Here is a 26189-nt window from a genome sequence, read left to right as displayed (position 1 = left end):
ACTTTCATGCCGGGGGCTCCCAATGTTTTATGTCCTGCTCATATCGTCTCTGCTGGCACTTGGGGACACTCCTTGTGGTTGCTGGACGTTCTTGTTTGACTAGTTGTTTAAGAACGTCCCCAACGACTACATAGCATGAGAGTGGATAATCTCCCGGTTTGAGCCTGTATTCAAACTCAAAGTGGGAGATTATCCACTCTCATTTGTTGTGTGTCTGAAAATCCACGCTCGTTTCTACTCCGCCTACATTTGTAGGAACAGTTCGTGGAGGTGGGTGTCGTCGTCGAGTTCGGGATGGAAGGTGACGCCGAGCTGGTTGCCCTGGCGGGCGGCGACGATGCGCCCATCGACTTTCGCTAAGGCCCTGGCGTCGCCGTGGACCTCGACGATGCGGGGCGCGCGGATAAACGTCAGCGGCACTTCAGCGTCGATGCCGGCTACCTGCCCCTTGGTTCGAAAGCTGCCGAGCTGCCTGCCGTAGGCATTGCGCTCGACAAGTACATCCATGGTTGCCAAACGCGGCGTGCCCTTATCGTCATGGGCGGCAAGGTCGTGAGCCAGCAGAATCAGGCCGGCGCAGGTGCCCAGGACGGGCATGCCTTTGGCGATACGGGCGCGAAGCTCCTCGAGCATGCCCAACTCATCAAGCAGCTTCCCTTGAACGGTAGACTCGCCGCCGGGAAGTACCAGACGGTCAAAGTCCTGCTTCAAATCAGCCGCCTGCCTCAGCTCAATACAACGTGCGCCCAGCTCGGACAGCCTTGCCTCGTGCTCGACAAAAGCACCTTGGACCGCCAGCACGGCGACCGTCTGGTCTGCGTAATCGCTCATGTGCGATCCTTTCTACCGGACTAGCGTCCGCGCTCCTCCATGATGATCTCGATCTCGTCGGCGTTGATGCCGACCATGTCCTCGCCTAGATCCTCCGAAAGCTCAGCGATGAGCTTGGCGTCGGTGAAGTTGGCCACGGCCTTGACGATGGCGGCGGCGCGCTTGGCCGGGTCGCCGCTCTTAAAGATGCCCGATCCGACAAAGACGCCTTCGGCGCCCAACTGCATCATCAGCGCGGCGTCGGCAGGGGTTGCTACACCGCCAGCAGCAAAGTTCACCACGGGAAGCTTACCCGTGGCATGGATATCGCGCACCAGCTCGACCGGAACCTGCAGTTGCTTGGCTGCCTCAAAGAGCTCGTCGTCACGCAGGGCGACAACGTCACGGATCTGCTTTTGGATCTTGTGCATGTGGCGCACGGCCTGGACCACGTCGCCCGTGCCCGGCTCGCCCTTGGTGCGAATCATCGTGGCGCCCTCGGCAACACGGCGCAGCGCCTCGCCCAGATCGCGGGCGCCGCAGACAAACGGCACGTCAAACTGGGTCTTGTCGATGTGGTAGACATCGTCGGCGGGGGAGAGAACCTCGGACTCATCGATGTAATCGATCTCGATGGCCTGAAGGACCTGCGCCTCGACGATGTGACCGATGCGGCACTTTGCCATGACGGGGATGGAGACGGCCTCCTGAATGCCCTTGATCATCTTGGGGTCACTCATGCGCGAAACGCCGCCGGCGGCGCGGATGTCGGCCGGGATGCGCTCGAGAGCCATGACGGCGCAGGCGCCTGCCTTCTCGGCGATGCGGGCCTGCTCGGGCGTGGTAACGTCCATGATGACGCCGCCCTTGAGCATCTGTGCGAGCTCGCGGTTGAGTTTGACGCGATCGGCCTTGCTGGTCTGTTCTGCCATGGTCGCTCCCTTGATTGGCATGTGCATTGCTTGACGGAACATCCTATCGGGGAGCTGGGTATGGCGAAATACTCAGTTTTCGAGATAATAACAAGGTCAGACTAATACCAGATTGAATGACTCGATAAGGTCAGATGATAGACTCATGCTTGACTACAATTTGGAACAACGCGGCGAAGCGTCGCTCTATGAGTATGTTTACCAGCAAATTCGAGATGATATCGTTGCTGGACGCATTGCGGCGGGGGAGCATCTGCCGTCTAAGCGCGCCTTTGCCAGTCATCTGGGAATCAGTGTCATTACCATCGAGAATGCATATAGTCAGCTGCTTGCCGAGGGTTATATTCGCTCAAAGCCGCGTCGCGGCTACTATGCTTGCGAGCTTCCGGATGCACCGATTTTGGCTTTGGTTACGGGGGATATCGACCGGGATACTGTCTCTATGGACCCCGGGGCGCATGACGCCGATGGACAGATCGAGCGATTCGATGCGCTTTCTCCTTCCGCTTTGGAGGCGGCTAGGCTTTGGCAAGGCACACTACGGGCAACGCTGACATCCGAAGACGAACGCGAGATCTTTTCGCCCGCACCAGCGCAGGGCACCGCTCGGCTACGACGCGCAATCGCTCGCCATCTGCGCGGGACACGGGGCATGAATGTTAATCCCGACAACATTGTTATCGGTGCGGGCGCCCAGCTGCTCGATACCATGTTGGTTCAGTTGCTTGGCGCGGACAAGGTGTATGCCGTCGAGGATCCGGGTTATTTGCGTCTGACACGCATCTATCAGGCTATGGGTTGCGAAGTTCGCCATATCCCGCTGGATGGTGAGGGCGTGGACTTGAGCGCTTTGCAGAAAACCGGAACAGATATCCTTCACCTGATGCCGTCCCATCAGTATCCGACCGGCCTTGTGACGAGCATTGCGCGTCGCTATGCCCTGCTGAGCTGGGCTGCCGAGCAGCCGGGCCGATATCTCATCGAAGATGACTTCGATTGCGAGTTTCGCCTTGCCGGCAAGCCGATTCCCGCGCTCGCGTCGATCGATGCCGCTCAGTCGGTTATTTACACCAACACGTTTTCGAAGAGCCTTTCATCGGCGTTACGTTTGGCGTACATGGTGCTGCCCGACGAGCTGATGGAGTGCTTTAGGCGCGACCTTGGTTTTTATGCCTCATCGGTGAGCTCTGTTGACCAGGTCGCCTTGGCGCGCTTGCTGGAATCGGGTGATTACGAGCGACATGTGAACCGCGTGCGTGTTCGTGCTCGCGAGGCGCGTGATGGCCTGGCGGCGCTTGTACGGAAGACGTTTCCGGCGGGGGAGGTCTCGATCGAACATGCGGATGCGGGTCTTTACTGCATCGTGGTTGCGGAGCGTGGCGCGGGCGGAAGCTCTTTTACGCTGGCCCTCACGCGCTCGAGTATCCCTTTTATCGATATCAGTGACTGCTTTTGGTGTGCCGATGGCGCATCTGTCCCTGAAAGCTCGACTCGAATCCTTGTCCAGTATGACGACTTGAGTTCAAATGCGCTAAACACCCTGGAATCACAGCTAATGGGGGTGCCCTCTAGCCTAAGTGAGTAGACCTTTAGCTCTTTGGCGACCAGGCAGTTTTGTAACAAGCTATCTACCTGCGGTTTTGAAAAGCAGGATGACCGGCCTGCTCGGGATGCTCCAAAAAGCCTACTCACTTGCCGCGCAAAGCTTCTCCATGAGAAAAAAAGGGGTTTTCAACAGGGCTTCGTCCAGTTCTTGGCAAGCTATTGGTCAGTTGGGGAGGGCTGTTGAAAACTTAGCGGTCCGCTCGGTGCCATTTTTGGTGCGTTCGCGCCAATGCGAGACTGGCTGGGTTGAAATTCGTGTTTTCCTGTGCCTATGAAGGATCTACTTTGTGACATATCGGCTTTTAGGTACTGGCGTTTGCCTCCTCAAGCCCTCGCTTTGTGTCCGCCACTTCCACGACCGGAAGAAGACCGGCAGCGATATGGCCTCGCCCGTAACCCGACGGCTGCGGTCGTGCTCGGCTTGCCGTTGCATACATTGGTTGGGACGAGAAATAAGCGGACTTGTCCTGCCAGCGTTAGGCAACGGCTGTTCCTTGGTGAGCTTCCCAGGGAATCCGTGCTGGAAACGGAACATGGGTTTTTGGTCACATCTCCTTTGCTGACGGCATTCATCATGTCGCGGCATCTGACGGATCTCCAGCTGCTTTTGGTATTAGCGGAGATGTGCGGCTTGTTTACGGTTTGTGCCTTGCCAGCAGCACTCGAGGCAGAGCTTTCGCGTGCAATTGAGTCGGGCGCGATTCCGGCAACCTTTGGTTGGGCACGTTGCCCGTCCGAGGACGGTGCCGCCTCAAATTTGTGGCGGCGCGACGCTTTGGTTTTGGGCGGAGACCTTGACCGTTTTTGTTCAGATGTTTGTGGGATGCGTTACGGCAAGCGATTTGTCGCGGTATCGCATCTCGTTCCACTGGGCGCCGCATCGCCTTTTGAGGTTGAGACGTATTTGTTGCTTGGGTTGCCACGATCCCTGGGAGGCGAAGGTTTTTGCGGCATAGAGCTTAATGTTGAAGTGATGCTAAGCACAAGTGCTCGATCGATTGTGGGAAAGTCCCGCGTATATATCGACCTACTGTTGTCTTCGCCGAACGGAAAGCGGCAGGTGGCCATCGAATGTCAGGGGAAGGCCTCGCACGGGCGAGCGGGGGATGGCTTGCGTGACGCCGACCGCATGACGGCGCTTCAGGCAATGGGCTACGATGTATTTCTCCTGACACACGGACAGATATCCGATGAGGATAGATTTCGCGCGATTGTTAAGGCCGTATGCAGGTTGCTCGATGTTGAATATCGCGATAAAAGCTCGGAGGAGCAAGGGGCCGAGGCGTTACTCCGGTCTGAGCTGTTCGTTGACTGGTCAAAACTGGGAGAAATCGACAAAAAGATACCCGTTAGATACAAAAAGGCCCGATCGTGGGCGGCTGCTAATCTAAGTGAGTAGACTTTTAGCGTGATGGCGACCAGATTGTTTTGCGGCAAGCTATCTACCTGCGGTTTTATAAAGCAATACGGGTGGTCTGCTCGACAAGTTCCAAAAAGTCTACTCACTTAGTTTTTGACGCGAAGCCGATGTCAAAGGTGTTCCTATTTTTGGGACGTTAACTGGTTCGCAAGACACGAAAAAGGCCCGAACCATGCGGTCCGGGCCTTATCGAGCTAGAGATTATCTCTCAGGCGATTGGCTTAGCCAAAGTAGCGCTTGAGCAGGCCGGCGAAAGCCTTGCCGTGGCGAGCCTCGTCGCGAGCCATCTCGTGCACGGTGTCGTGGATGGCATCGAGGCCAGCGGCCTTGGCGCGCTTGGCAAGATCGGTCTTTCCGGCGGTGGCGCCGTTCTCGGCCTCAACGCGCATCTCGAGGTTCTTCTTGGTGGAGTCGGTCACGACCTCGCCCAGGAGCTCAGCGAACTTGGCGGCATGCTCGGCCTCCTCGTGCGCAGCCTTCTCCCAGTACAGGCCGATCTCGGGATAGCCCTCGCGATGAGCGACGCGAGCCATGGCCAGGTACATACCGACCTCGGAGCACTCGCCTTCAAAGTTGGCGCGCAGGTCAGCAACGATATCCTCGGAGACACCCTCCATCTTGGCGACGCCCACGACGTGCTCGGCAGCCCACTCGAGCTGGCCCTCCTCCTGCTTCAGGAAACGAGAACCGGGAACGCCGCACTGGGGGCATTTGAAATCCTCGGGCAGCTGGTCGCCGTCGAACTCTTCCACATAACCGCAAACGGGGCAAACAAATTTCATGATTCGATCCTTTCGATCGATGGCGATGGAGCGCTCGTCCGGTCCCGTAAAGGCCCTCTCCGGACGCGCGTCTTGACGAGTTCTATTATCCATAAATGCAACCGAATGTGAAGCCTATTAGGAATGATTTTTAATAAAAAATTTTGAGCTTGTGAAGATGTTGATTGATTAACGATTGGCAGGCCGCCCGAGACCTCCGATGAGTACAATCGGTCGAGCAAATGTTGACCCATCAACAAATGAAGGAGCTTCCTTTATGCATCTAGCCCGTCGCGCCTGGTGCCGAACGTATCAGATGGTTTTTCGCATCGCATTGCCGGTGTTGCCCTATACCGAGCCGCATATTCTGGAGCATGCCGAGGATGTCCCCGCGGTGCTTCAAAAACGCTCGATACAGCGGGTTCTTATCGTGACGGATCCCGGTATTGCCCGTCTGGGGCTTACGGCACCGCTCGAGACGGCGCTCGCGTCCAAGGGAATCGGCGTTGCGATCTATGCCAAAACATCGGCAAACCCTACGGTCTCAAACGTGGAGGAAGCGGCGTCCCTGTATCGGGAGAACGCCTGCCAGGCCGTTATCGGCTTTGGCGGCGGCTCGGCCATGGACTGTGCCAAGGGTGTGGGCGCACGCATCGCACAGCCAAACAAGCCCATCAACAAGATGCGTGGCCTGCTGCGCGTTCATCGTCGCCTGCCGCTGCTCATCGCCGTCCCCACCACGGCAGGCACGGGAAGCGAGGTCACACTTGCAGCGGTCATTACCGATGACAAGACGCACTACAAGTACCCCATTAACGACTTTGTGCTTATCCCGCGCTTTGCGGTGTACGACCCCGAGTTTACGCGCGGCCTGCCCGCCTCCATTACGGGACAAACGGGTATGGATGCCCTGACGCATGCCGTCGAGGCCTTTATCGGCCGCAGCACCACGCCCTATACGCGCAAGATGGCGCGTCAGGCGGTACAGCTCATCCACGATTATTTGCTCGAGGCCTATGAGCACGGCGACAACATGCGTGCGCGCCACAATATGCTTTCTGCAGCGTATAAGGCGGGCGTTGCGTTTACGCGCTCCTACGTTGGATACGTTCATGCCATTGCACACAGCCTGGGCGGACGATACGGGATTCCGCATGGCCTGGCCAACGCCATCATCCTGCCGCATATGCTTCGCGCTTATGGTGACGCCGCCGCCCCCAAGCTCGCCGATCTTGCCCGCATGGCGGACATTGCGCCGGCTACCGCGCAGGACGGTCTTGCGGCCGAGGCCTTTATCGATTGGGTCGACCGCATGAACGTTGCCCTGGGTATCCCCAAATATGTGACAGGCGTTCGCCGCTCCGACATTCCGCAGATGGCGGCGCATGCCGATGCCGAGGCCAATCCCCTGTACCCCGTTCCGCTTCTAATGGACCGCTTGGAGCTCGAGCATATGTACGAAGTCGTTGCAGGTGGTATGTTTGAGGGCGAGAACTAGGAGGGCCCATGAACACCGAGGAAATCGCGCGCATCGTTGCCGATCAGCGCGCCTATTTTAAGACGCATGCCACGTTTGATGTCGATGCTCGCCGTCGCGCGCTCGTGAGCTTGCGTGATGCGGCACAGGCGCACGAGGCCAATATTGCCCATGCGCTCAAGACCGATTTGGGCAAGTCGCACGACGAGGCATATATGTGCGAGATCGGCACGTCGCTTTCCGAGATTCGTCATCAGATTGCGCACGTGGCTCGATGGAGTCGCCCGCGCCTGCGCCCGTGTGACCTCGCCAACGCCGTGAGTGTGTGCAAGACGCAGGCCGTGCCCTATGGCGTTACGCTCATCATGGCTCCTTGGAACTATCCGTTTTTGTTGACGCTCGAGCCGCTTGCCGGCGCCCTTGCCGCGGGCAATACCGTGGTCATCAAGCCGAGCGCCTATGCCCCGGCTTCGAGCGCGGTGCTCAAGCAAATCTGCGAAGAGGCATTTGATCCGCGCCTGGTAACGGTTGTCGAGGGCGGGCGCGCCGAGAACGAAGCGCTGCTCGATGAGTGCTGGGACAAGATTTTCTTTACCGGTAGCGTTCCGGTCGGCAAACTCGTCATGGAGCGGGCAAGTAAAAACCTTACGCCCGTGACGCTCGAGCTGGGTGGAAAGAGTCCCTGCATCGTAGATGCAACGGCAAACTTGAAGGTCGCGGCACGGCGTATCGCCTTTGGTAAATGGCTCAACGTGGGGCAGACCTGCGTGGCGCCCGACTACCTGCTGGTCGATAGACGCGTGCACGACGAGCTGCTGGGCCTTATCAAGGAGGAAGTCCGCCGTATGTTTGGCGAGCATCCGCTCGACAACGAGGATTACGGCCATATCGTCAACGCCAAGCACTTTGCGCGCGTGCGCGGGCTGATCGATCCCGATAAGGTTGTGCTTGGTGGCGCGGCGCGCGAGATGTCGCTCAAGATTGAGCCGACGATTCTGGATGGCGTGACCCCCGATGACGCCGTAATGCAGGAGGAGATTTTCGGCCCCATCTTGCCGGTGCTGACGTTTGAGAGCCTGGATGAGGTCGAGGCGTTCATCGCGAATCGCCCGACGCCGCTGGCCCTGTACGTCTTTAGTCAGGACCGTGCGGTTCAGCAGCGCTTTGTGCGCTACGTGCCCTTTGGCGGCGGCTGCATTAACGATACGATCATGCACCTGGCCACGAGCCATATGGGCTTTGGCGGCATGGGCGCGAGCGGCATGGGGCAGTACCATGGCCGCGAGAGCTTCGATACGTTTAGCCACAAGAAGAGCATCGTGAACAAGGCAACCTGGCTGGACGTGCCGTTTCGGTATGCGCCCTACGCAAGCTGGAAACACAAATTCGTGCGCATGTTTGTGCATTAGAATCGATGACACAGAGACAAGCAAAATGGCCGCCCCCGCGTAAGCGAAGGCGGCCATTTCTCATGCCCAAGCGCTGGGGCGTGGAGCGTTCTGATGGCAACGCGCAGGGGCGGGACGCCAGATCGGTGCTAGAATACGGGACGACCGCAGCAAAGGGGAGATTATGCATATGTTCGAGAGCTACATGGACTGATGACGCTCAGGCTGTCTCGTTTGGTTTTCATATGCATGAGGGGTTTGCTATGTCCCGCCTTCTTTCTCCATCGCACCGTTTGGTTGCGGTAAATTTCTTTATACAGCTTGCATTTCAGTCGACGTATTTTGTCGGCATCATTGGCTGCGGCACCTACGTTCTCGGGGCCGGCGCATTTGAGACGTCCGCACTCGTGTTTGGACTCAACCTGGTGCTCATCTTTGCAACGTTTTGCTCCGGCGCACTTGTGGACTCCTTGGGCCCGCGTCATGTGCTTCTAGCCGTTTGCGTCCTGCTTTGCGCATCGGGCGTTTTTGGTCTTGTTGCTCCCGTGTCCTATTCCGCGCTTGCGCTACTCGCCATCTCTACCGGGCTGTTGTTTGGCGCGGGGACTACGGCCATGGACGCCTATCCGCGCTTTTTGACGGAAGTCCCCGATGAGCTTCTGCGCATTAACGGCCTCAATAACATCGCGACAAGTGTCGCGGTGATCGTTGGACCTGCGCTTGGAGGCGTTATCGCTTCGGTCTTTTCCAACCAAGGGGTGTTTTTCCTGCTTGCGGTGGCACCTGTTCCCGCTCTGCTGCTTGCGACCTCGTTGTGTGAAGGCGCTGCTGTTCAGGGCTTCGCTAAGCCGGAGTCTCGCGCTGAGGCGACGGGCTTGCGATCGCTTTGGGAAGGCGTTATTGCCACGGCAGCTGATGCCGACCTGCGCCTGATTTTTCTCATGGGCTTTATGGGCTTCTTTTCCTACGGGGCATTCGATTCGCTCGAGTCGCTGTTCTACCGCGATGTTCTCTGCGTGGGTACGGAGTGGATGGGATGGTTGTCGGCCATTGCTGGCATCGGCGGAACACTGGGGTCGTACCTAATCATGCGTGTGCCGTCGGGACGCATCAGGCTGGAGCTTCTGGCGGCGATGCTGCTGGTGACGGGTGTGGGCTCCGTTGTGTATGTGGGTACCGCCCATGTTGCCGTTGCTGCGGTGGGGCAGCTTGTCTGTGGCATTGGTTTTGGCGCCATGGGACCGGTGCGCGTCACACTCACCCAGCGCTTGAGCGACCCTGCCAAGGTGGGGCGCGTGCTGGGCGTGATGCGCGTGGGCCTCAACGGCGCAGGCGTGCTGCCTCTGGTCGTTGCTCCGTTTTTGGCCGACGCCTTTGGCGTGCAGGGAGTGCTTGTTGGCGCAAGCCTGGCAACGGCCGCTATCGCCTGCACGTTTTGGGCAATCGCCCGGCGTCGGGGCTAGGCTCTCGGCATTCCGCTTGCCTTGCTGAATAGGTCGCATGGGGAAAGCGAAATGCGCGCAGCCGCGATTGCGAGCGCTCGATCCTGCGCTATGACGCGGGGCTCGATGTTAACGGTCACAAGTCCGCAAGCTGCGACTGGAGCCTTGGATTCTTCGAGCTGTAATTCTCGAACCATCACAAAGGTATCCACTTGTGGTGAGTTTTCCATAGATTGGGGGAGTTGTTATGAAACGGCTTTTAATCCGTGCCGATGACATTGGGTATTCGTATGCCGTTGACCTGGGAATCGCCCGCAGCGTCAACGAGGGTCTGGTGCGCTCGGTAGGCCTTATGCCCAATATGCCCGAGGCCGAACGTGGCTGGTCGCTCGTGGCAGACGCCGGTGTTGCAGTGGGCCAGCATACCAACGTGTGTCTGGGTAAGCCGTGTGCCGACCCGGCGCTCATTCCGAGCATGCTCAACGAGAACGGTGAATTCCATAGCAGCCGTACCTTCCGTGAGCATTTTAAGCGCGGTGAGGAGTTGATAGACTTCGACGAGGCCTGCATCGAGATCCGCGCGCAGCATGACCGCTTTGTCGAGATCGTGGGTCGCGAGCCCGATTACTTTGAGGCCCATGCCGTCATGAGCAAAAACCTTAACCGAGCTATCTCGGCGGTTGCCCAGGAACTGGGTCTTAAGGAGCAAAAGGCGAGCTTCGACCCTGTGGCAGTGGTGCATTGCGGAGATGCCGACCTGCGCATGGTGATGCGCTCGATGGAGCCGGGCTACGAACCCAAAGAGGCAATCATGCAGACGGTCCGCGAGATGGTAGAAGGTGAGACGGTGATCTTTGTCTGCCATCCGGGTTATCTCGACCGCTTTATCCTCGAGAACAGCTCGCTTACGACCGATCGCACCAAGGAAGTCGATGCTCTGATCGATCCCGGGCTTCGCGCTTGGCTTGAGTCTCAACCCGATCTTCGCCTGATCGACTACCGCGACCTGTAAGGACTCAAGCCGCCACAAAGGGGACAGGCACCTTTGTGGCGGTTTTGGCGCCGTTGCCATTATGGCGGCGGCGCCTTTTTTTCCATGCGGCGCAATAGAGTCAGGGCAACGTGTCATGCGTGCCTTTTTGTGCATTAGAGTCGATGGCATAGGAATAAACAAAGTGGCCGCCCCGCGTAAGCGAAGACGGCCACTTCTCACGATGAAAACGTGTATCGGAGTTGGCAAGACCCGCGGCAACGGGTGCCATCCGTGTTCCTATCTTATCTGCAAGCGTTCTGTCGCGCAAGCGTTGCGGCAAACGATTGAAGGATGCAGACAGGATGAATTTGTGTCCGCACGGGTCCGTAGACTTCTCAACTATGTGGTGGACGCTCGCTAACCGGCAATGGAGGCGGTCATGTTTGATGATGACGAACTGTTCGATCTGACAGACGATCCGTTTGAGTGGGATCTGCTGCTCGATGATGACGAGCTGGGGCAGGACCGTAAAAAGCGGCAGGACAAGAAAGCCCAGGGCGACGCTTCGAAAAAGCAAGACAAACGTCGCCGGGGTCTGTTCGGCGGGCTCTTTGGGTAACTGTCGCATCGCTGCGTCTGTATACTAAACAGGTCTTATACGCATTGCGAAATGAGGACGTAGACGATGATGTGGTTTACCGCCGACCTGCACCTGGGTGATACGAATATCTTGCACGACATGGATCGACCGTTTGGTTCGATCGAGGAGATGAACCGCAAGGTCATCGATGCCATCAATGAGTGTGTTGCTGCGGATGACCGCCTCTATATTCTGGGTGACTTTACCTATCGTTTGCCCCTGGCGGAGGCGGTGCGCCTGCGCGAGCGTATCGAATGTAAGAACGTGGCGCTCATTCGTGGCAACCATGACGGCGATTGGGAAGATCCGGACGCGCCGCATATTTGGGATGAAGTGCGCGATTATCTGGAGGTCGCTCCCGGTTACGCCAAGGGCCATCGTCTGGTGATGAGCCACTACCCCATGCTCAGCTGGAATGGCAAGGCGCGCGGTGCCATCATGCTGCACGGACACATTCACAGCAGGGGAGACCGTGCCAACGTCCGCAACCGCGATCGCGAGCGCCCGGTTCTGCGCTATGACGTGGGACTTGACGCTAATGGCTACAAGCCCGTAAGCCGCGACCAGATCCTAGACTTTTTTGGGCTGTAATTCTCGAACCACCACAAAGGGGACAGACACCTTTGTGGTGGTTTTGGCGCCGTTGCCATTATGGCGGCGGCGCCTTTTTTGTCCGTGCGGCGCGGTAGAGTGTATGCGGTTGATATTTGCGTCCATCGAGGAGCTGCCATGAACGAGATTAAGTGCCCGCATTGCGGCGAAGTTTTTAAGGTCGATGCGTCCGGCTATGCGGATATCGTCAAGCAGGTGCGCGATACCGAGTTCTCGCACGACCTGGATGAGCGTGTGAAGGCGGTCCAGCGCGAGGGCGAGCGGGCGCTGGAGCTTGAGCGCTCGCGTTCGGCGGCCGCTTTGCAAAAGGCGGAGTCCCAACGTAACGCCCAGATTGTCGAGCAGAAGAATGCCGCAGCTCAACAGCTGGCGCAAGAGGTCGCCAAGCGCGATGCCGAACTTGCCGAGCTGCGCGCCAAGCTCGAGGGCGCTGCTGCAGAGCGCGAGAGCGCAAGCCAGCGCGCGGCGGTAGAGGCCCGCGCCGATGCTCAAAAGGAGAACGCCGAGCTCCAGCGCGAAATCGACAGCTTGCGCGCACAGCTGGGACGTAAGGATGACGAAGCCAAGCTTGCCGAGTCGGCGGTGCGTAACGCTGCTCAAAGCGATCTGGCCGCACGCGATGCGCAGATTGCCGAGCTGCAGGCCAAGCTTGCCGCGGCGGACAAGGCCCAGGAGATGGCGCTTGCCGCGGCCGCGGCCGAGTCGCAGCGCGCGCTTGATGCTGCTCGCAGCGAGGCTGAACGCACATTTGCTGACTATCAGGCGAAGGTGCAGGAGAAGTTTTCCGCCGCAAAGGCTCAGTCTGAGCAGGAGGCTGAGGGCCTGCGCGCCCAGCTGCGCGAGCAGGAGCTGGCAGCAAAAATGAACCTGTCGGAGGCGGTTGCCGCGGCGGAGCGAGAGCGCGACGAGGCGCGTGCCAAGCTGACGAGCGAGCTGGCGGTGCGCGATTCGCGCGAGGAGCAGGCCAAGGCGGCACACGAGCTCGAACTTGCGCAGACCAAGCGCGCGAACGAGGAACTGATTCGCTATAAGGATGAAGAGATTGAGCGCCTTAAGGACATGAAGGTCCGCCTGTCCACCAAGATGGTGGGCGAGTCGCTCGAGCAGCACTGCGAGACCGAGTTTAACCGCCTACGCATGACGGCGTTTCCCAACGCGTACTTCGAGAAAGACAACGATGCGTCCGAGGGCACCAAGGGCGACTTTATCTTCCGTGAGTGTGACGCGAGCGGCAACGAGATCATTTCGATTATGTTCGAGATGAAAAACGAGAACGACGAGACCGCGACCAAGCATAAGAACGAGGACTTCTTTAAGAAGCTCGACCACGATCGTCGCCAGAAAGGCTGTGAGTACGCGGTGCTCTGCACGTTGCTCGAGCCCGAGAGCGAGCTTTATAACGCAGGAATCGTGGACGTGAGCTATCGCTACGAGAAGATGTACGTGATCCGCCCACAGTTTTTCATTCCCATGATTACGCTGCTGCGCAACGCCGCTATGGGTTCGCTTCGCTATAAGCAGGAACTGGCGGAGTACAAACAGCAGAATATCGATGTCACGAACTTCGAAGCCAAGATGGAGAAGTTCAAGAACGACTTCGGCCGCAACTATGAGCTCGCGAGCCGTAAGTTCCAGACGGCGATTGAGGAGATCGACAAGACGATTATCCATCTGCAAAAGACCAAGGAGGCGCTCCTGTCGTCCGAGAACAACCTACGCTTGGCAAACAAGAAGGCCGACGACCTCACGATCCGCAAACTCACCTGGGGGAACAAAACAATGAAGGCGGCCTTCGACGAGGTGCGTGAGGTGGCGGCGGACACGGTTGATGAGCCCGCCGATGCCGATTCGTATGAGGTCGAGGATGCCGAGTAAGGCATAACGTATAGTGCAAAAGCGGGGCCGCTGGCGATGTTGCCAGCGGCCCCGCTTCATTTCGTTCCAGTATGTACGGCTAGTCCTCGAGCAAATCCTCGATAAAGCCGACACGGTAGTTCTTGAAAATAACCTCGCCGCCGTCTTGCGTGGCATCCAGGTCGACATCGCCCATGATGCCAAAGTCGTGGTCGCCGTCCTCGTCGGCAAAGATCTGGTGCACGTGCCACACGTGGAGTGCCTTCTCGTCGGACTCGTCGATCGAGAACATGGCGGAGCTGCGCGCGTCGCCGTTGGTGAGAATCTCCTCGTGCTGCTCATGGTAGGCATCGAGCGCTTTTTGCCAACGGATTTCGCTCATGCCCCAGTCCTCGTCGAGCTCGCCTAGGTCGCTCGTATGCTCGCGGGCGGCAAGGGTTACGCGGCGGAAGAGCGCGTTGCGCACCAGCAGCGTGCAGCCGCGGCGGTCGGCTACGACTTCGTCGATGCCCTGCGGCGGTGCGGCGTCGAGTGCGGCGGGGTTGCCGGCGTTCTCCCACTCGTCCACCAGGCTCGAGTCCACCGAACGCACCACAAAGCCCAACCACGAGATAATGTCGCGCAGGCACTCGTCGCGCTTCTCGATGGGTACGGTGCGGTCGAGCGAACGGTAGGCCTCTGCCAGGTAGCGCAGCAAGATGCCCTCGGAGCGGGCGATTCCGAGCTTTTGGATATAGCCCTTAAAGTCGCTCGCGCTCTCCAACATGTCGCGCAGGACGCTCTTGGGCGAGAGCTGGTAGTCGTTTGCCCAGGGCACTTCCTGGCAGTACTTGTCAAAGGCGGCATCGAGCAGCTCCTCGAGCGGCTTTTCGTACGTGACGTCCTGAATGCGCTCTAGGCGTTCCTCATATTCGACGCCGTCGGCCTTCATCTCGGCCATAGCGCGGTCGCGCGCGGCACGCTCCTGGGCGCGGAGCACCTGCTTAGGGTCTTCGAGTGTGGCCTCGACCATGCTGATGAGATCCATGGTATAGGTCTCGCTCTCGGGGTCGAGCAGCTCCAGCGCGGCAAGCAAAAATGGCGAGAGCGGTTGATCGAGCGCGAAGTCCTCGGGTAGATCGACCGTCAGCGCATAGTCGATGTCTGGCGTGGCGTCGGCCGGGGCGTTGGGTGCGGGCGGCACCTCGGTACGCACGACGACGCCGGAATCGATGAGCGTGGCGAAGATTTCGTCGGCGCGAACCTCGAGCTTGGCCTTTTCCTCGGGGGTCTGCAAGCTTGTCTCGATAAGGTCGTGCACGCGGGCGCGGGCGTCGCCGTCCTGCTCGACTACGCTAATCACCATAGAGTGCGTGATGCGCAGGCGCGGCTTGAGTGTCTCGGGCTGCGTCTCGATCAGGCGCTCAAAGGTCTGCTTGTTCCAGGTGACAAAGCCCTCGGGCGCCTTCTTCTTTTTAATCTTGCGAAGCTTCTTGGGATCGTCGCCCGCCTTTGCCATGAGCTTGGCGTTTTCAATCTCGTGCTCAGGTGCCTCGGCAATCACCATGCCCTCGGTATCGAAGCCCGAGCGGCCGGCGCGACCGGCAATCTGGTGGAACTCGCGGGCACGCAGGCGACGCATCTTGTAGCCATCGAACTTGGTGAGTGCGGTGAGCACCACGGTGTGGATGGGTACGTTGATGCCGACGCCGAGCGTATCGGTACCGCAGATGACGGGCAGTAGGCCCTGCTGCGCCAAGCGCTCGACCAGCAGGCGATAGCGCGGCAGCATGCCGGCATGGTGCACGCCGACGCCGCATCCGAGCAGGCGCTTGAGAATCTTGCCAAAGGCCGTGGAGAAGCTCGTGCCCTTGGCCGCCTCCTTGATGGCCTCGCGCTGCTCCTTGCTGGCAATACCAAAGTTGGCGAGTGACTGCGCCGTTGCAAGTGCGGCATCCTGGCTAAAGTGCACGATATAGAGTGGGGCTTCGCCACGGCGCATGGCGAGCTCGACCGTACCCTCGAGGGAGGTCGTCACATAGTCGTAGCTCAGCGGAACAGGGCGTGGTGCATCGACGACCAAGTCGCAGGCAGCGCCGGTGTGCTCCTCGAGTGAGGCGGCGATGGCGGTGACATCGCCGAGCGTGGCGCTCATGAGCATAAACTGCGTGTGGGGCAGGGTGAGCAGCGGTACCTGCCAGGCCCAACCGCGATCGGGGTCGGCAAAATAGTGGAACTCGTCCATGGCGACGCAGCCCACGTCGGCATCTTCGCCCTCGCGCAGTGCGTCGTTAGCAAGGATCTCTGCCGTGCAGCAGATGACGGGCGCCTTGGTGTTGATGTGCGTGTCGCCGGTGATCATACCGACGTTATCGCGGCCGAGCACCTGTACCAGGTCGAAGAACTTTTCGCTGACCAAGGCCTTGATAGGGGCCGTGTAATAACAGCGTTTGCCCTGCGCCATGCCCATAAAAAGCATGCCCAGCGCGACGAGCGATTTACCCGATCCGGTCGGCGTGCCTAAGATGACGTGATCGCCGGCGGCCAGGTCCATGAGGGCCTCTTCTTGGTGGTCCCACAGCTCAATGCCGCGGTCGCTCGTCCATTCAAAGAAGCGCTCGAAGGCCTGATCGGGCGTGAGCCACGGTTCGGGCTCGCTGCCATCCTCGGGCTCCCACCAAGTGGGGGAGAGCGCGCCGAGCGAGCCGAACTCTGCCTCGGTTCCCGTGCCGCCCGAGAATGAGCTGGCAGCGCCGGCGCCGGAGACGGTGCTGGCGGCGGTATCTGTCGTGGTCTGTGCCATGTGGTTGCTTTCTCTCGCGTTTGTCCGCCAACTATTATGGCGTAGCGTCGCATCGATGCGTTCGCAGGCAAGAAAATGCAGGAAATGGGCGTTCTGCCCAGCTGTTTGGGGCGGCCGCTAACTAAGTGAGTAGACTTTTTGCGATATCGCGAGCACGCGAATTTTACGCAAGGGCTCTACCTGCGATTTTAGTTTTCGCCATACGGGTCGTGCTTGGCTATTGCCAAAAAGTCTACTCACTTAGGTTTGAGGGTCGTTCGTCGGCGCCTATTTGCGTTTGGCTACCGGCGCCGCGACTGCCAAAAGCCCCTAGGACTCTTGCGGCAGGCGCTTCTTGCCCTTGCGGGCGCGGTTTTTAAAATTCTCGACGGCCTCTTCCATGCCCAGGGGCACGTACGTGAGCTCATTAAGGTCGTCGGGCAGGTAGCAGGCAAGACTTTGCTCCTGCATGCGCCCCGCCGTGAGCTCATCGTCACCGGGCTGTGCGCCGGGTGTGGCGCAAATGCCGTAGACAGCGGCACCCATCTCGCGCGTACGGCACTCATATTCGGTCTCGGGATACTCGGGATGGTCGCGGCGGACGTCGTCACTTATCCAACGCGTGTCGTAGCCTGCCGCGGCAAACTGCCCCAGGGCGTAGTCGCGCAATGGTTTACTGTCGGTGCGCAGCGTGACGGTGGCGCCAGCTGCAAGGAGCGGGCGGTAGAGCATCAGATGGTCGACATGGACGAGCCGCTTTTTGGCGTACTTGGCTTTGGGCTGCGGCGTGGGAAAGTTGATGGTGATGGCATCGAGCTCGCCTGCGGCAAACAGCGCGGGCAACGCTGCAGCTCCGCGCGGGAGTACGAGCGCGTTGGGCAGCCCCTGCTCGCAGATTTTCTGTGCGGCATAGGCGACGCAGATGGGCTCCTGGTCCATACCGACAAAGAGCGTGTCGGGTTCACGGCGAGCTCGCTCAACCAGATAGGTGCCTTTGCCGCAGCCTAGATCCAGATGAAGGCGGGTAAAGGGCAGGCCGCCGGCTGGCGCGCAGGCTTCGCCCCAATTCCCGGCATAGGCCTCGGGGTTCGTCTCAATCGCATCGGCGTAGCGCTCCAGGCGCTCTTCGAGCACAAAGTTCTTAGGCGTGCGAACGTGGACGGCTCCCATGAGGCTCCTTGGTTATACGCATGGAACGCATGACTACGCGTTCCGTCAACGGGTTGGAAAAGGTGGGCATGGTTTGCCCGGAAGTTGCGGCGCGACTCGGCGGCGGGTCGCCGATGCCTACAGGCGCTTGAGGATCACATAGCGGTTGAGCTCGCCGCTGCGACCGTCGGCGTGGAAACGCTCGAGCTCGCGTACGGGAACCTCGCCACTCTTGTAGAACGTACGAACGCCGCGCACCAGGTCGGTGATCTGCTGATCGTCAAAGTGGTGGCAATAGCGGTAGGCATGGCGGTCGTTTTGCCATCCAATGAGGTGGTCGCCGGCTTCGAACTGCGCGGAATCGTAGTCCTCAAACGGCGGGGTGAGCTCAGCGCGGGCCTCGGCGCGAACGGCTTTGCGTGCCATACGCTCGTCGTTCATAAACTCCCAAAAGCTGATGGCGATGATACCGCCCGGGCGCGTCTGGCGCACCAGGGCGTCGAGCACGCGCACGCGATACTCGCACGACGGCACGTGGTGCATAAAGCCAAAGCAGACCGAGATGTCGGCGAGCGGGGCGTCGAAAAGCGCGTCGGGTGTCTCGGCGGGGTTGAGCTTCATGAGGGCATCGAGCACGTCGAGTTCCTGGAAGTGCAGGTTGGGGATGCGCAGGGCGTGGCCATGAGCATCGATGGCCAGGTCTTGGCACGAGTCGACGCCATAGAACTCAAGCGGGCAGCTGGCGTCTGCCGAGGGACTCGTGCCGTCGACGCCTTTGGCGGCAAGTGTGCCGCCGGCGGCAAAGTTCTCGAATCGCATATTGCCGCAGGCGAGATCGAAGACGCGGACGGGATGCTCGATCGTGGCGACGTCGAGCTGCCCGAGCGCGATGTCCATGGTGCGCACCCAGCCAGGCCACGGGGCCTGGCGCGTATCGGAAAAAGAGGCGGAGTGCTCGCGATAGAACGTATTGTTGAGCTGGATGAGCGATGAGGCGAAATCGCGGTTCACGGCGCGGAACTCCCTCCGTTGGCGGTGCGGAATAAACAGTACGACCATACTACCGTTAACACCGCAACGGGGACAACCGAGCTGCGGGCCATTGCTTTGTTTGGACGCATTTTCGCAGCTCATATGTGCCCGCAACCGTCGGTTGTCAAAAATCTCACTAGAATAGGTGGCATGCTTTTGGCGGTGGCGGATAGATTTTTAACTGTGCAAGGCGCCTTAAGAAAAAACGGTCCGGCGGCACGGCTGGCATCGCATAGGAGGAACCATGAATGTAGAAACTGCGCAGCGGCTCGCCGACCTTCGCCGCAGCAAGGGCTTTAGCCAAGAGGGATTGGCGCGAAAGCTGGGACTGTCGCGCCAGGCGGTCAGTAAATGGGAGCGCGCGGAGAGCTCGCCCGATACCGAGAACCTGATCTCGCTCGCCAAGCTCTATGGTGTGAGTCTGGACGAGCTGCTCAATCCGAGCGACGAGATCGAGGACGATATCGAGTTTGAGAATGAGGACCGCGCCCGCCAGCGCGAGGCCGAGGCGGCGGAGCGAGCCCGTACCCACGAGGCGGCGGCACGCGCTACCGAGGCCGCAACGCAGGCGAGTGATGCCGCGGCTAAGGCGGCGCAGGCTGCAAGCTGGAGCGCGCAGGCGGCTAACGCCGCGACGGCGCAAGCGACGAACGCCGGTGCGGTCAATCCGACTCCGGTGAAAGGACCGTTCCAGTCGTTCCCGTATTGGGCTGTGTGCTGGATGCTGTTCTTTTTGCTGATGTTCCTGTTTGGCGCCGGTCCCTTTGCCGCGCTGATCTTCTTTACGATTCCCATCTATCACTGGGTGGCGCGTGCGCTCGATGGTGATTGGGCGCGCGGGGATATTCAGGTTGGTCCGGCGCCGGTGGCAGCTAGGGCTCAGAATGTTTCCGCTGCGGTTGACGCTGACGTGACCACCGCGGCCACCGCTGAGCCGATTGCCAAAGAGGGTGATGAATGATGAAGCTTTCGCATGAATCCAAGGTACGCTTGGGCGTTGGCATCGGAGCGTTCATGCTCATCATCGGACTTGTCTTTGGCATTTCGCGGGTATTGATTCATTTTGATGGTCCGTGGGATCTCGACGATGTTGTATCCGGCTTGTCTGGTTTGGACGATGCGGTTGACGACGATGATCTCTTGGATAGCGGTAACTATTCCGCTCGGCCTCAGCGGCTTTCGTGTACGACCTTTGATGCCGATGAGTTTCGCTACCTCGATTTCGATATCGATGCGGCTACGGTGGACGTCAAGGTTGTTGATGGCAACAAGGCTCGCGTTATCGAGCGGGGACGCGTTGCCAATGGTATGGATGCCTCCAAGGCCGCGACGCAGAACATCGCATCCGTCGAGGACTCGACGCTCAAGGTTTCTCAGTTTGGAAGTGATGACGGTAAAGCAATTGACCGCTCGGTTACGGTTGAGCTGCCGCGCCGTGTTGCCGAACATCTGAAGGGAGTCAACGCGCACGTGGGCTCGGGTGATCTGCAGATTGCCGGTGTCACCTGTGATGGTTTCGACCTTTTCCTGGGTGCGGGAGATGTAGAGTTTGCGGGCAGCGTGACTGATGCGCTTAGTGCAGAGGTCGGGTCGGGCGATGTAGCGTTCGAGCTCTACCAGGCCCCCGCGAAGTCGATGGACGTGAGTGTGGGCTCGGGCGATGTGGAGATGACGGTTCCGAACTCTACGGGCTTTAAGGCGAGCCTTACCCTGGGCAGTGGCGACTTCGAGAGTGATTTCCTTCCGCTTGGCTACGATGGCGAGACCATATTGAATTCTGAGTTCGACAATGGCGATAAGTCCGCCACGTATCGTTTTGAGATCGGCTCGGGCGACGTGTCGTTTGATTCGGAGTAACGGGCGCTTTTCGAAAACCCGTAAGCATAGACGCGCTGTTTGATGAAGGCGCCGAAGCCGAGGTCGGCTCCGGCGCCTTTGCCTTTACAATGGGGGCATGGAACAGATTATCTTGAACATACTCGAGGCCCTGCGCCGCGGCGATACCGTGGACGACAAGGCGCTCGTCAAACTGATACATGCCGAGGCGCGCCGCGAGGGTGCCGACAAACGTGACCTGGCCAAGCGCCGTCTGCTGCCGTTTTACCAGCGGGTAAAACGTGAGGAGCCGGCTCGTTGGGCTGGGTGGAACATCGATGCCGAGCTGGAACGCCAGCTGCTGCAGGTGTTGCGTATGAAGCCGCGCCGCACGGCTTCGGGCGTGGCGACCATTACCGTCATCACCAAGCCGTGGCCGTGCTCGGGCGATTGCCTGTTTTGCCCCAACGACCTGCGCATGCCCAAAAGCTATCTGCACGCCGAGCCGGCGTGCGCCCGTGCGGAGCAAAACTGCTTTGATCCGTATCTGCAGGTGAGCGCTCGTCTGACCGCGCTTTCGCAAATGGGGCATGCGACCGACAAGATCGAGCTCATCGTACTTGGCGGTACTTGGAGCGACTATCCGCAAGGGTATCAAACATGGTTTGTGTCGGAGCTTTTCCGTGCGCTCAATGACGATGCCGTGGCCGGCGTGGCAGCCAACCCCATGTTGGCGCGTCCGGGCATCAGCCGTGCCGAGGCGGGGCGCCTGCTCGATGACGCTCCCGCCGATGCCCTGCCGCCGGTGGTGGCGGTGCGTCGCGAGCGCTATAGGACTGCCGGCATTGCGACCGATGAGGCTGAGCTTGCCGCCGGTGTTGCCGGCGAGCAAGGGCGTGTGGATGCTGCCGTGGGTGGCTATAACCGCGCGGTGCGAAAGCTCTATGGCCCCGGCACGCCGTGGGGCCGGGTTGCCGAGTGGCAGACGGCAACGATGGAGGAGCTTGAGCGGCAGCAGCGCATCAACGAGACGGCGAAGCATCGCGTGGTGGGACTCGTTATCGAGACGCGCCCTGATGCCGTGACGTCGCAGGCGCTCACGCTCATCCGCCGCCTGGGCTGCACCAAGATTCAGGTGGGCATCCAGAGCCTCGACCAGCATCTGCTCGATATCAACGAGCGCCGCATTGCTGTGGCGCAGATTGAGCGAGCGTTTTCGCTCGCGCGCCTCTTCGGCTTTAAGATCCATGCGCATTTTATGCTCAACTTGCTGGGCGCCACGCCCGTGGGGGACAAGCGCGACTACGAGCGCTTTATGACCGAGGGCGCCTTTATGCCCGACGAGGTCAAGGTCTACCCGTGTGCGCTCATTGAGGGCTCGCGTTTGGTGGGATGCTACGAGCGTGGCGAGTGGCGCCCCTATACCGAGGACGAGCTGCTCGATGTGTTGGCCGATGACATCGTGGTGACGCCGGCGTTCTGCCGCATTAGCCGTATGATTCGCGACTTTAGTTCCGACGACATTATGGTGGGCAACAAGAAGCCCAACCTTCGCCAGCTGGTCGAGAATCGCCTGGCGGCGCAGGGCAAGGGCGCCAAGGTGCGCGAGATTCGCTATCGCGAGATCAGCACGGCGGGCGCCGACCTGGGCGAGTTGACCCTTAACGAGGAGGTGGCGTACGAGACGCCGGTGACGCATGAGCGCTTTTTGCAGTGGGTAACGCCGCAGGGCAAGATCGCGGGCTTTTTGCGCTTGTCGCTGCCCGACCGCGCATTTGTTGCCGCGCATGCGGACGAGTTGCCGACGACGCCGGACGAGGCGATGATTCGTGAGGTACACGTGTATGGTATGGCCGCGCGCGTGGGCGATCAAGGCCAGGCGGCTCAGCATCATGGATTGGGGCGCTCGCTGGTGGAGCGCGCGTGCGAAATTGCTCGGGATGCGGGCTATGCGCGCATCAACGTGATTAGCGCGATTGGCACGCGTGAGTACTATCGCCATTTGGGTTTTTATGATCATGGACTCTATCTGCAAAAGGAGCTCTAGATGAACAAGCCGAGTGTTTCTGCCGGTGTCGTTGCCGGCGTTGCCCTGGGAGCCGCGGCGCTCGGTGCGGCCGCCGTTGCTGTTCGCGCTGCCTGTCTGCAGGTCGCGAGGACCCGCAATGGGCTGGCGCGCGTGAAGCGCGTGCACGATGAGAACGGCGACGAAGTCCGCGTGTTGGTGCAAGGCGGCGTGTACCAAAGCGCGACCTATGTTGGCGAGCGTTGGGCAGAGCCCGTCTTTGTGTACTATCGTGCGTTTGACGATGTGTTTGAGGCCGAGGATGCCATGCGCGATGCTTGTAGTCATGGCATCGACCGCATGCTTATGCTGGGCGGCGGCGGGTTTGCCTATCCCAAGTTTGCGCTGATGTCGCACGAGAACTTGCGCATGGACGTCATTGAGTACGACGCCGAGATTACGCGTCTAGCACGTCGTTGGTTCTATCTGGACGAGCTGGAGCGCACGGTGGGAGACCGCTTGCGGGTGATTACCGCCGAGGCTCGCTCGTATCTGGGCGTGACGAGCGTGGGGCATCGTCGCTACGATGTCGTCGTGAGCGATTGCTTTGGCGGTGCCGAACCCGTGCGCGAGCTGGCGACGATTGAGGCGCTGCGTTTGGTGCGGGGCAGCCTGAACCCCGGCGGTATCTATGCTGCCAATATCGTGAGTGCAAACGAGGGGAGCGATGTGACGTTCCTGCGCGATTGCGTTGCCACGGCGCTCGAGGTGTTTGCGCATGTTTGGGTGGTTCCCTGCGGCGACGCGGAATTTGGCGGCGAAGAGAACTACCTGCTCATTGCCAGCGACGGTGACTACACCTTTGCCGAAGCCGTGCCCTTCGATGCCGACTTCTTCGGCACGGCCCTCCGCGACTAGCCTATTCGGGGCGGGCCTCTTTCGACCAGTCTTTTTGGGCTTTTTAGCTACCCCGGCAGGTAACGCGAACGGTTTGGCTGATTAACGGCAGGGATAGCTAAAAGAGCCCCGTCCCAAATTAGCTGGTCCAGCTGCGGATGCGCTGCTTCATGCCCTCGATATCGAGTACGCCTTCGGCAAAGCCCTTGCGCACGAGTTCCTCAGGAACAAATTCGTCGTAACGATCAAAGTAAGGCACCTCGCCGGGATAGACGAGCTCAATGGGATCGAAGTCCTTCTCGGCCTCGGCGGCGAGCACCTCAAAGAACGTCTCCTCGTCGGCCTTCATCTTAAACTGCATATAGTACGGTCGCGACGGGTCGAGTCCGCGAAGGCCCAGCTCAGCGGCACATTTAATCTTGAGCATGCGCTCGAGCGCCAAAAAGGCGTAGCTGCCCAGCCAGGGGAAGAGCACCCAGGTATCGCCGCCCAGGTTGATGAGCGGCTTGGTTCCTGCGCCCGAAATCTCGGCCGTATGACGAGCCTGCGCCAAGCGGGCTCTCGCGTTACCCATGAGGTACGGATATGCCGCGTGCTCGTTAAGCGCTTTGCGCATACGCTCGAGTACGTGTGTATTAATGTCGCCGGGGCAGTCGCCAAAGTAGGCCGGCACGCGACCTTTGACCTGTGTGGCAAAGACGGTATGACGCTTCCAGTCCACTTCCTCGACAATCCAGCAGTGTCCGGCGATGGCGATGCGCTCACCGGGCGGTGGCGGATTGACGATCGTGCCCAATTCGGCCGACTCGCTGCGAACGGTGAACTCCTCGTTTTCCTGAAACACGGCGTAGAACTTAAAGTTGTTAATGATGCGCTCGCCTGCGAGACCCACGATGAGCCCGCCGCCCTCGGTGATCTGAATATGGTCGATGGTAATGAGGTGACGGAGCAAGACGCGATAGTCATCGGCCGAGATGCGGTGAAAATAGCTGAGCGTGAGCACACGCTGGGCAAGTTCTGCCGGCGTGAGCTCACCGGTGCTGGCAAGTGTCGACATGGTCTGGTGATAGAGCAGACTATAGGGGAGTCGATCGAGCTCGGGTGGCTCGACCCACTTTTCCTCACGATAGAGTTGTACGAGCGCGATGCCCTGCAGGAGCTTCCACGGAATGGTCTCGGGCATCATCGTGCGCGGCTCGGGCTCTTCCTCGCGCATGACAAACCACATCTCGGGTGGAAGATCGCGGCGTCCTGTGCGGCCCATGCGCTGCAAAAAGGAGCTGACGGTAAACGGTGCATCGATCTGGAACGCGCGCTCCAGACGACCGATATCGATGCCGAGCTCCAGTGTGGAAGTGGTGACGGTTGTCTGTGCCTGCTCCTCGTCACGCATCAGCTCCTCGGCGGTCTCGCGCAGCGATGCCGAAAGATTGCCGTGGTGGATGAGAAAGCGGTCGGGCTCGTGTCGGCTCTCGCAGTAGCTGCGCAGCATGGAGCATACGGCCTCTGCCTCCTCGCGCGAGTTGGCAAAGACCAGGCACTTGCGGCCGCGCGTATGTTCAAAGATGTAGCCCATGCCGGGGTCGGCGTTTTCGGGCGCGGTGTCGGTGGGGTTGAGAAGCGCCTGCTCGGTCGCCCGCGGGATATCGACTTCGCCCTCGGGGGCCGAGGAAGTGCGACGATCCCTAGAGGTAACCTTGCCCCGTGCCTGTTCGCGACGCTGACGGCGCTCCTCCTGCGTGAGCTGTCCGCTGTGACGTCTGTCTTGGGTGCCGGCGGGCAGTGCCGTGGACGTTGCCGCCTCGATGCGCTCGCACGCAAGCACCTCGGCCTCTTGGGGACCAGCACTCTCGAATCCTCGCTGCTGCGCCTGGGGGCCCGAGTTGTAGAAGTGCTCCATGGAGATGCGCCACACGCGACGCGGTTCCTCAAAACGGGGGATAACGCAGCTGCGTCCCGTTCCCTGCGAGAGAAAGGCGCCCGTGCGCTCGGGGTCGCCGATGGTAGCCGAAAGGCCAATGCGTCGGGGCTGCACACCTGCCATGCGCGAGAGGCGCTCGATAAGGCAGAGCGTCTGCCCGCCGCGGTCGCCACGCATAAGCGAGTGAACCTCGTCGATGACCACATAGCGCAGGTCGCAAAACATGCGCGGGATCGCCATGTGCTTATGGATCAGGAGCGCCTCGAGCGATTCGGGCGTAATCTGCAAGATGCCGCTCGGCTTTTTAATGAGCTTTGCCTTGTGCGACTGCGAGACGTCGCCATGCCAGTGCCAGACGGGGATATCGGCCTCTTCGCAGAGGTCGTTGAGGCGGACGAACTGATCATTGATGAGTGCTTTGAGGGGACCAATGTAGAGGGCGCCTACGCTTGTGGGCGGGTTTTCCCAAAACTCGGTCAGGATGGGAAAGAAGGCCGCCTCGGTTTTGCCGGACGCTGTGGATGCCGTCAGGAGCACGTTGTCTTGCGTGTTAAAGATGGCGTCTGCTGCTGCAACCTGGATAGAGCGTAAGCTCTCCCAATCGTGGGAGTAGATGAAGTCCTGGATAAACGGGGCGTAGCGGTCAAAGGCGTTCACGGGGCCTCCTTTCAACAACGGGTTATCAAACGCAACGG

The 26189-nt window shown here is 59.8% G+C and carries 20 protein-coding genes; 13 read left to right on the top strand and 7 right to left on the bottom strand.

The annotated features are described in order from the left end of the window. Positions 1-243 precede the first annotated feature (243 nt). Both pdxT and pdxS read right to left on the bottom strand, forming a co-directional pair. A complete protein-coding gene (pdxT, locus tag DW029_RS07870; RefSeq protein ID WP_117734539.1) occupies positions 244-831 on the bottom strand; it encodes a pyridoxal 5'-phosphate synthase glutaminase subunit PdxT in 588 nt (195 codons plus the stop codon). 20 nt (positions 832-851) lie between these two features. Then, a complete protein-coding gene (pdxS, locus tag DW029_RS07865; RefSeq protein WP_118345709.1) occupies positions 852-1742 on the bottom strand; it encodes a pyridoxal 5'-phosphate synthase lyase subunit PdxS in 891 nt (296 codons plus the stop codon). 145 nt (positions 1743-1887) lie between these two features. On the opposite strand from pdxS, the gene DW029_RS07860 reads away from it, so the two are divergent. Next, entirely contained in the window at positions 1888-3327 is a 1440-nt protein-coding gene (locus DW029_RS07860) for a PLP-dependent aminotransferase family protein (protein WP_117743389.1), read from the top strand. Positions 3328-3864: 537 nt separating this feature from the next. After that, a complete protein-coding gene (locus DW029_RS07855; RefSeq protein ID WP_117794349.1) occupies positions 3865-4746 on the top strand; it encodes a hypothetical protein in 882 nt (293 codons plus the stop codon). Between the two features lie 242 nt (positions 4747-4988). On the opposite strand, the gene DW029_RS07850 is transcribed toward DW029_RS07855, so the two are convergent. Next, positions 4989-5552 carry a ferritin family protein gene (locus DW029_RS07850; RefSeq protein ID WP_070097113.1) on the bottom strand — a complete coding sequence of 188 codons (564 nt, stop codon included), beginning with the start codon at positions 5550-5552 and terminating at the stop codon, positions 4989-4991. 292 nt (positions 5553-5844) lie between these two features. Between DW029_RS07850 and DW029_RS07845 the strand changes: the two genes are divergently transcribed. The 7 genes from DW029_RS07845 to DW029_RS07820 all read left to right on the top strand — a co-directional run bounded on the left by DW029_RS07845 (position 5845) and on the right by DW029_RS07820 (position 13935). Further along, positions 5845-7026: an iron-containing alcohol dehydrogenase gene (locus DW029_RS07845; RefSeq protein ID WP_233543841.1), complete on the top strand. Its 1182-nt coding sequence runs from the start codon at positions 5845-5847 to the stop codon at positions 7024-7026. Between the two features lie 8 nt (positions 7027-7034). Next, on the top strand, positions 7035-8414 hold the full coding sequence (locus DW029_RS07840; RefSeq protein WP_118345708.1) for an aldehyde dehydrogenase: 1380 nt from the start codon (positions 7035-7037) through the stop codon (positions 8412-8414). A gap of 242 nt (positions 8415-8656) precedes the next feature. After that, positions 8657-9856, top strand: a complete 1200-nt coding sequence (locus DW029_RS07835; RefSeq protein ID WP_158557569.1) for an MFS transporter — start codon at positions 8657-8659, stop codon at positions 9854-9856. Positions 9857-10082: 226 nt separating this feature from the next. After that, positions 10083-10847, top strand: a complete 765-nt coding sequence (locus DW029_RS07830) for a ChbG/HpnK family deacetylase (RefSeq protein WP_117734532.1) — start codon at positions 10083-10085, stop codon at positions 10845-10847. A gap of 400 nt (positions 10848-11247) precedes the next feature. Next, positions 11248-11427 (top strand): hypothetical protein, encoded by a 180-nt coding sequence (locus tag DW029_RS11305; protein ID WP_158550198.1) that lies wholly within the window; start codon positions 11248-11250, stop codon positions 11425-11427. Positions 11428-11493: 66 nt separating this feature from the next. Further along, positions 11494-12039, top strand: coding sequence for a metallophosphoesterase (locus DW029_RS07825; RefSeq protein ID WP_117734531.1), 546 nt, complete (start codon positions 11494-11496; stop codon positions 12037-12039). 138 nt (positions 12040-12177) lie between these two features. Beyond that, on the top strand, positions 12178-13935 hold the full coding sequence (locus DW029_RS07820) for a DUF2130 domain-containing protein (protein WP_118345707.1): 1758 nt from the start codon (positions 12178-12180) through the stop codon (positions 13933-13935). A 79-nt stretch (positions 13936-14014) separates the two neighbouring features. On the opposite strand, the gene DW029_RS07815 is transcribed toward DW029_RS07820, so the two are convergent. The 3 genes from DW029_RS07815 to DW029_RS07805 all read right to left on the bottom strand — a co-directional run bounded on the left by DW029_RS07815 (position 14015) and on the right by DW029_RS07805 (position 18835). Beyond that, the gene (locus DW029_RS07815) at positions 14015-16696 is read right to left on the bottom strand and encodes an RNA helicase (RefSeq protein ID WP_118345706.1); all 2682 of its coding nucleotides are present in this window, start codon (positions 16694-16696) and stop codon (positions 14015-14017) included. 309 nt (positions 16697-17005) lie between these two features. Next, a complete protein-coding gene (locus tag DW029_RS07810; RefSeq protein ID WP_118345705.1) occupies positions 17006-17845 on the bottom strand; it encodes a tRNA (guanosine(46)-N(7))-methyltransferase TrmB in 840 nt (279 codons plus the stop codon). Positions 17846-17962: 117 nt separating this feature from the next. Then, entirely contained in the window at positions 17963-18835 is an 873-nt protein-coding gene (locus DW029_RS07805) for a class I SAM-dependent methyltransferase (protein WP_117794343.1), read from the bottom strand. A 265-nt stretch (positions 18836-19100) separates the two neighbouring features. Between DW029_RS07805 and DW029_RS07800 the strand changes: the two genes are divergently transcribed. The 4 genes from DW029_RS07800 to DW029_RS07785 all read left to right on the top strand — a co-directional run bounded on the left by DW029_RS07800 (position 19101) and on the right by DW029_RS07785 (position 23594). Next, the gene (locus tag DW029_RS07800) at positions 19101-19817 is read left to right on the top strand and encodes a helix-turn-helix domain-containing protein (RefSeq protein WP_117794342.1); all 717 of its coding nucleotides are present in this window, start codon (positions 19101-19103) and stop codon (positions 19815-19817) included. Next, positions 19814-20713, top strand: a complete 900-nt coding sequence (locus tag DW029_RS07795; RefSeq protein ID WP_117807971.1) for a DUF4097 family beta strand repeat-containing protein — start codon at positions 19814-19816, stop codon at positions 20711-20713. The genes DW029_RS07800 and DW029_RS07795 overlap by 4 nt, the downstream gene beginning before the upstream one ends. Positions 20714-20810: 97 nt before the next feature. After that, a complete protein-coding gene (locus tag DW029_RS07790; RefSeq protein WP_118345704.1) occupies positions 20811-22718 on the top strand; it encodes an elongator complex protein 3 in 1908 nt (635 codons plus the stop codon). After that, positions 22719-23594 (top strand): spermidine synthase, encoded by an 876-nt coding sequence (locus tag DW029_RS07785; protein WP_117807967.1) that lies wholly within the window; start codon positions 22719-22721, stop codon positions 23592-23594. 118 nt (positions 23595-23712) lie between these two features. On the opposite strand, the gene DW029_RS07780 is transcribed toward DW029_RS07785, so the two are convergent. Next, positions 23713-26151, bottom strand: coding sequence for a DEAD/DEAH box helicase (locus tag DW029_RS07780; protein WP_117794340.1), 2439 nt, complete (start codon positions 26149-26151; stop codon positions 23713-23715). Positions 26152-26189 lie beyond the last annotated feature (38 nt).

The organism is Collinsella sp. AF38-3AC (assembly GCF_003474365.1).
Lineage (GTDB): Bacteria > Actinomycetota > Coriobacteriia > Coriobacteriales > Coriobacteriaceae > Collinsella.
This window is presented reverse-complemented; position numbering and strand designations above follow the sequence as displayed.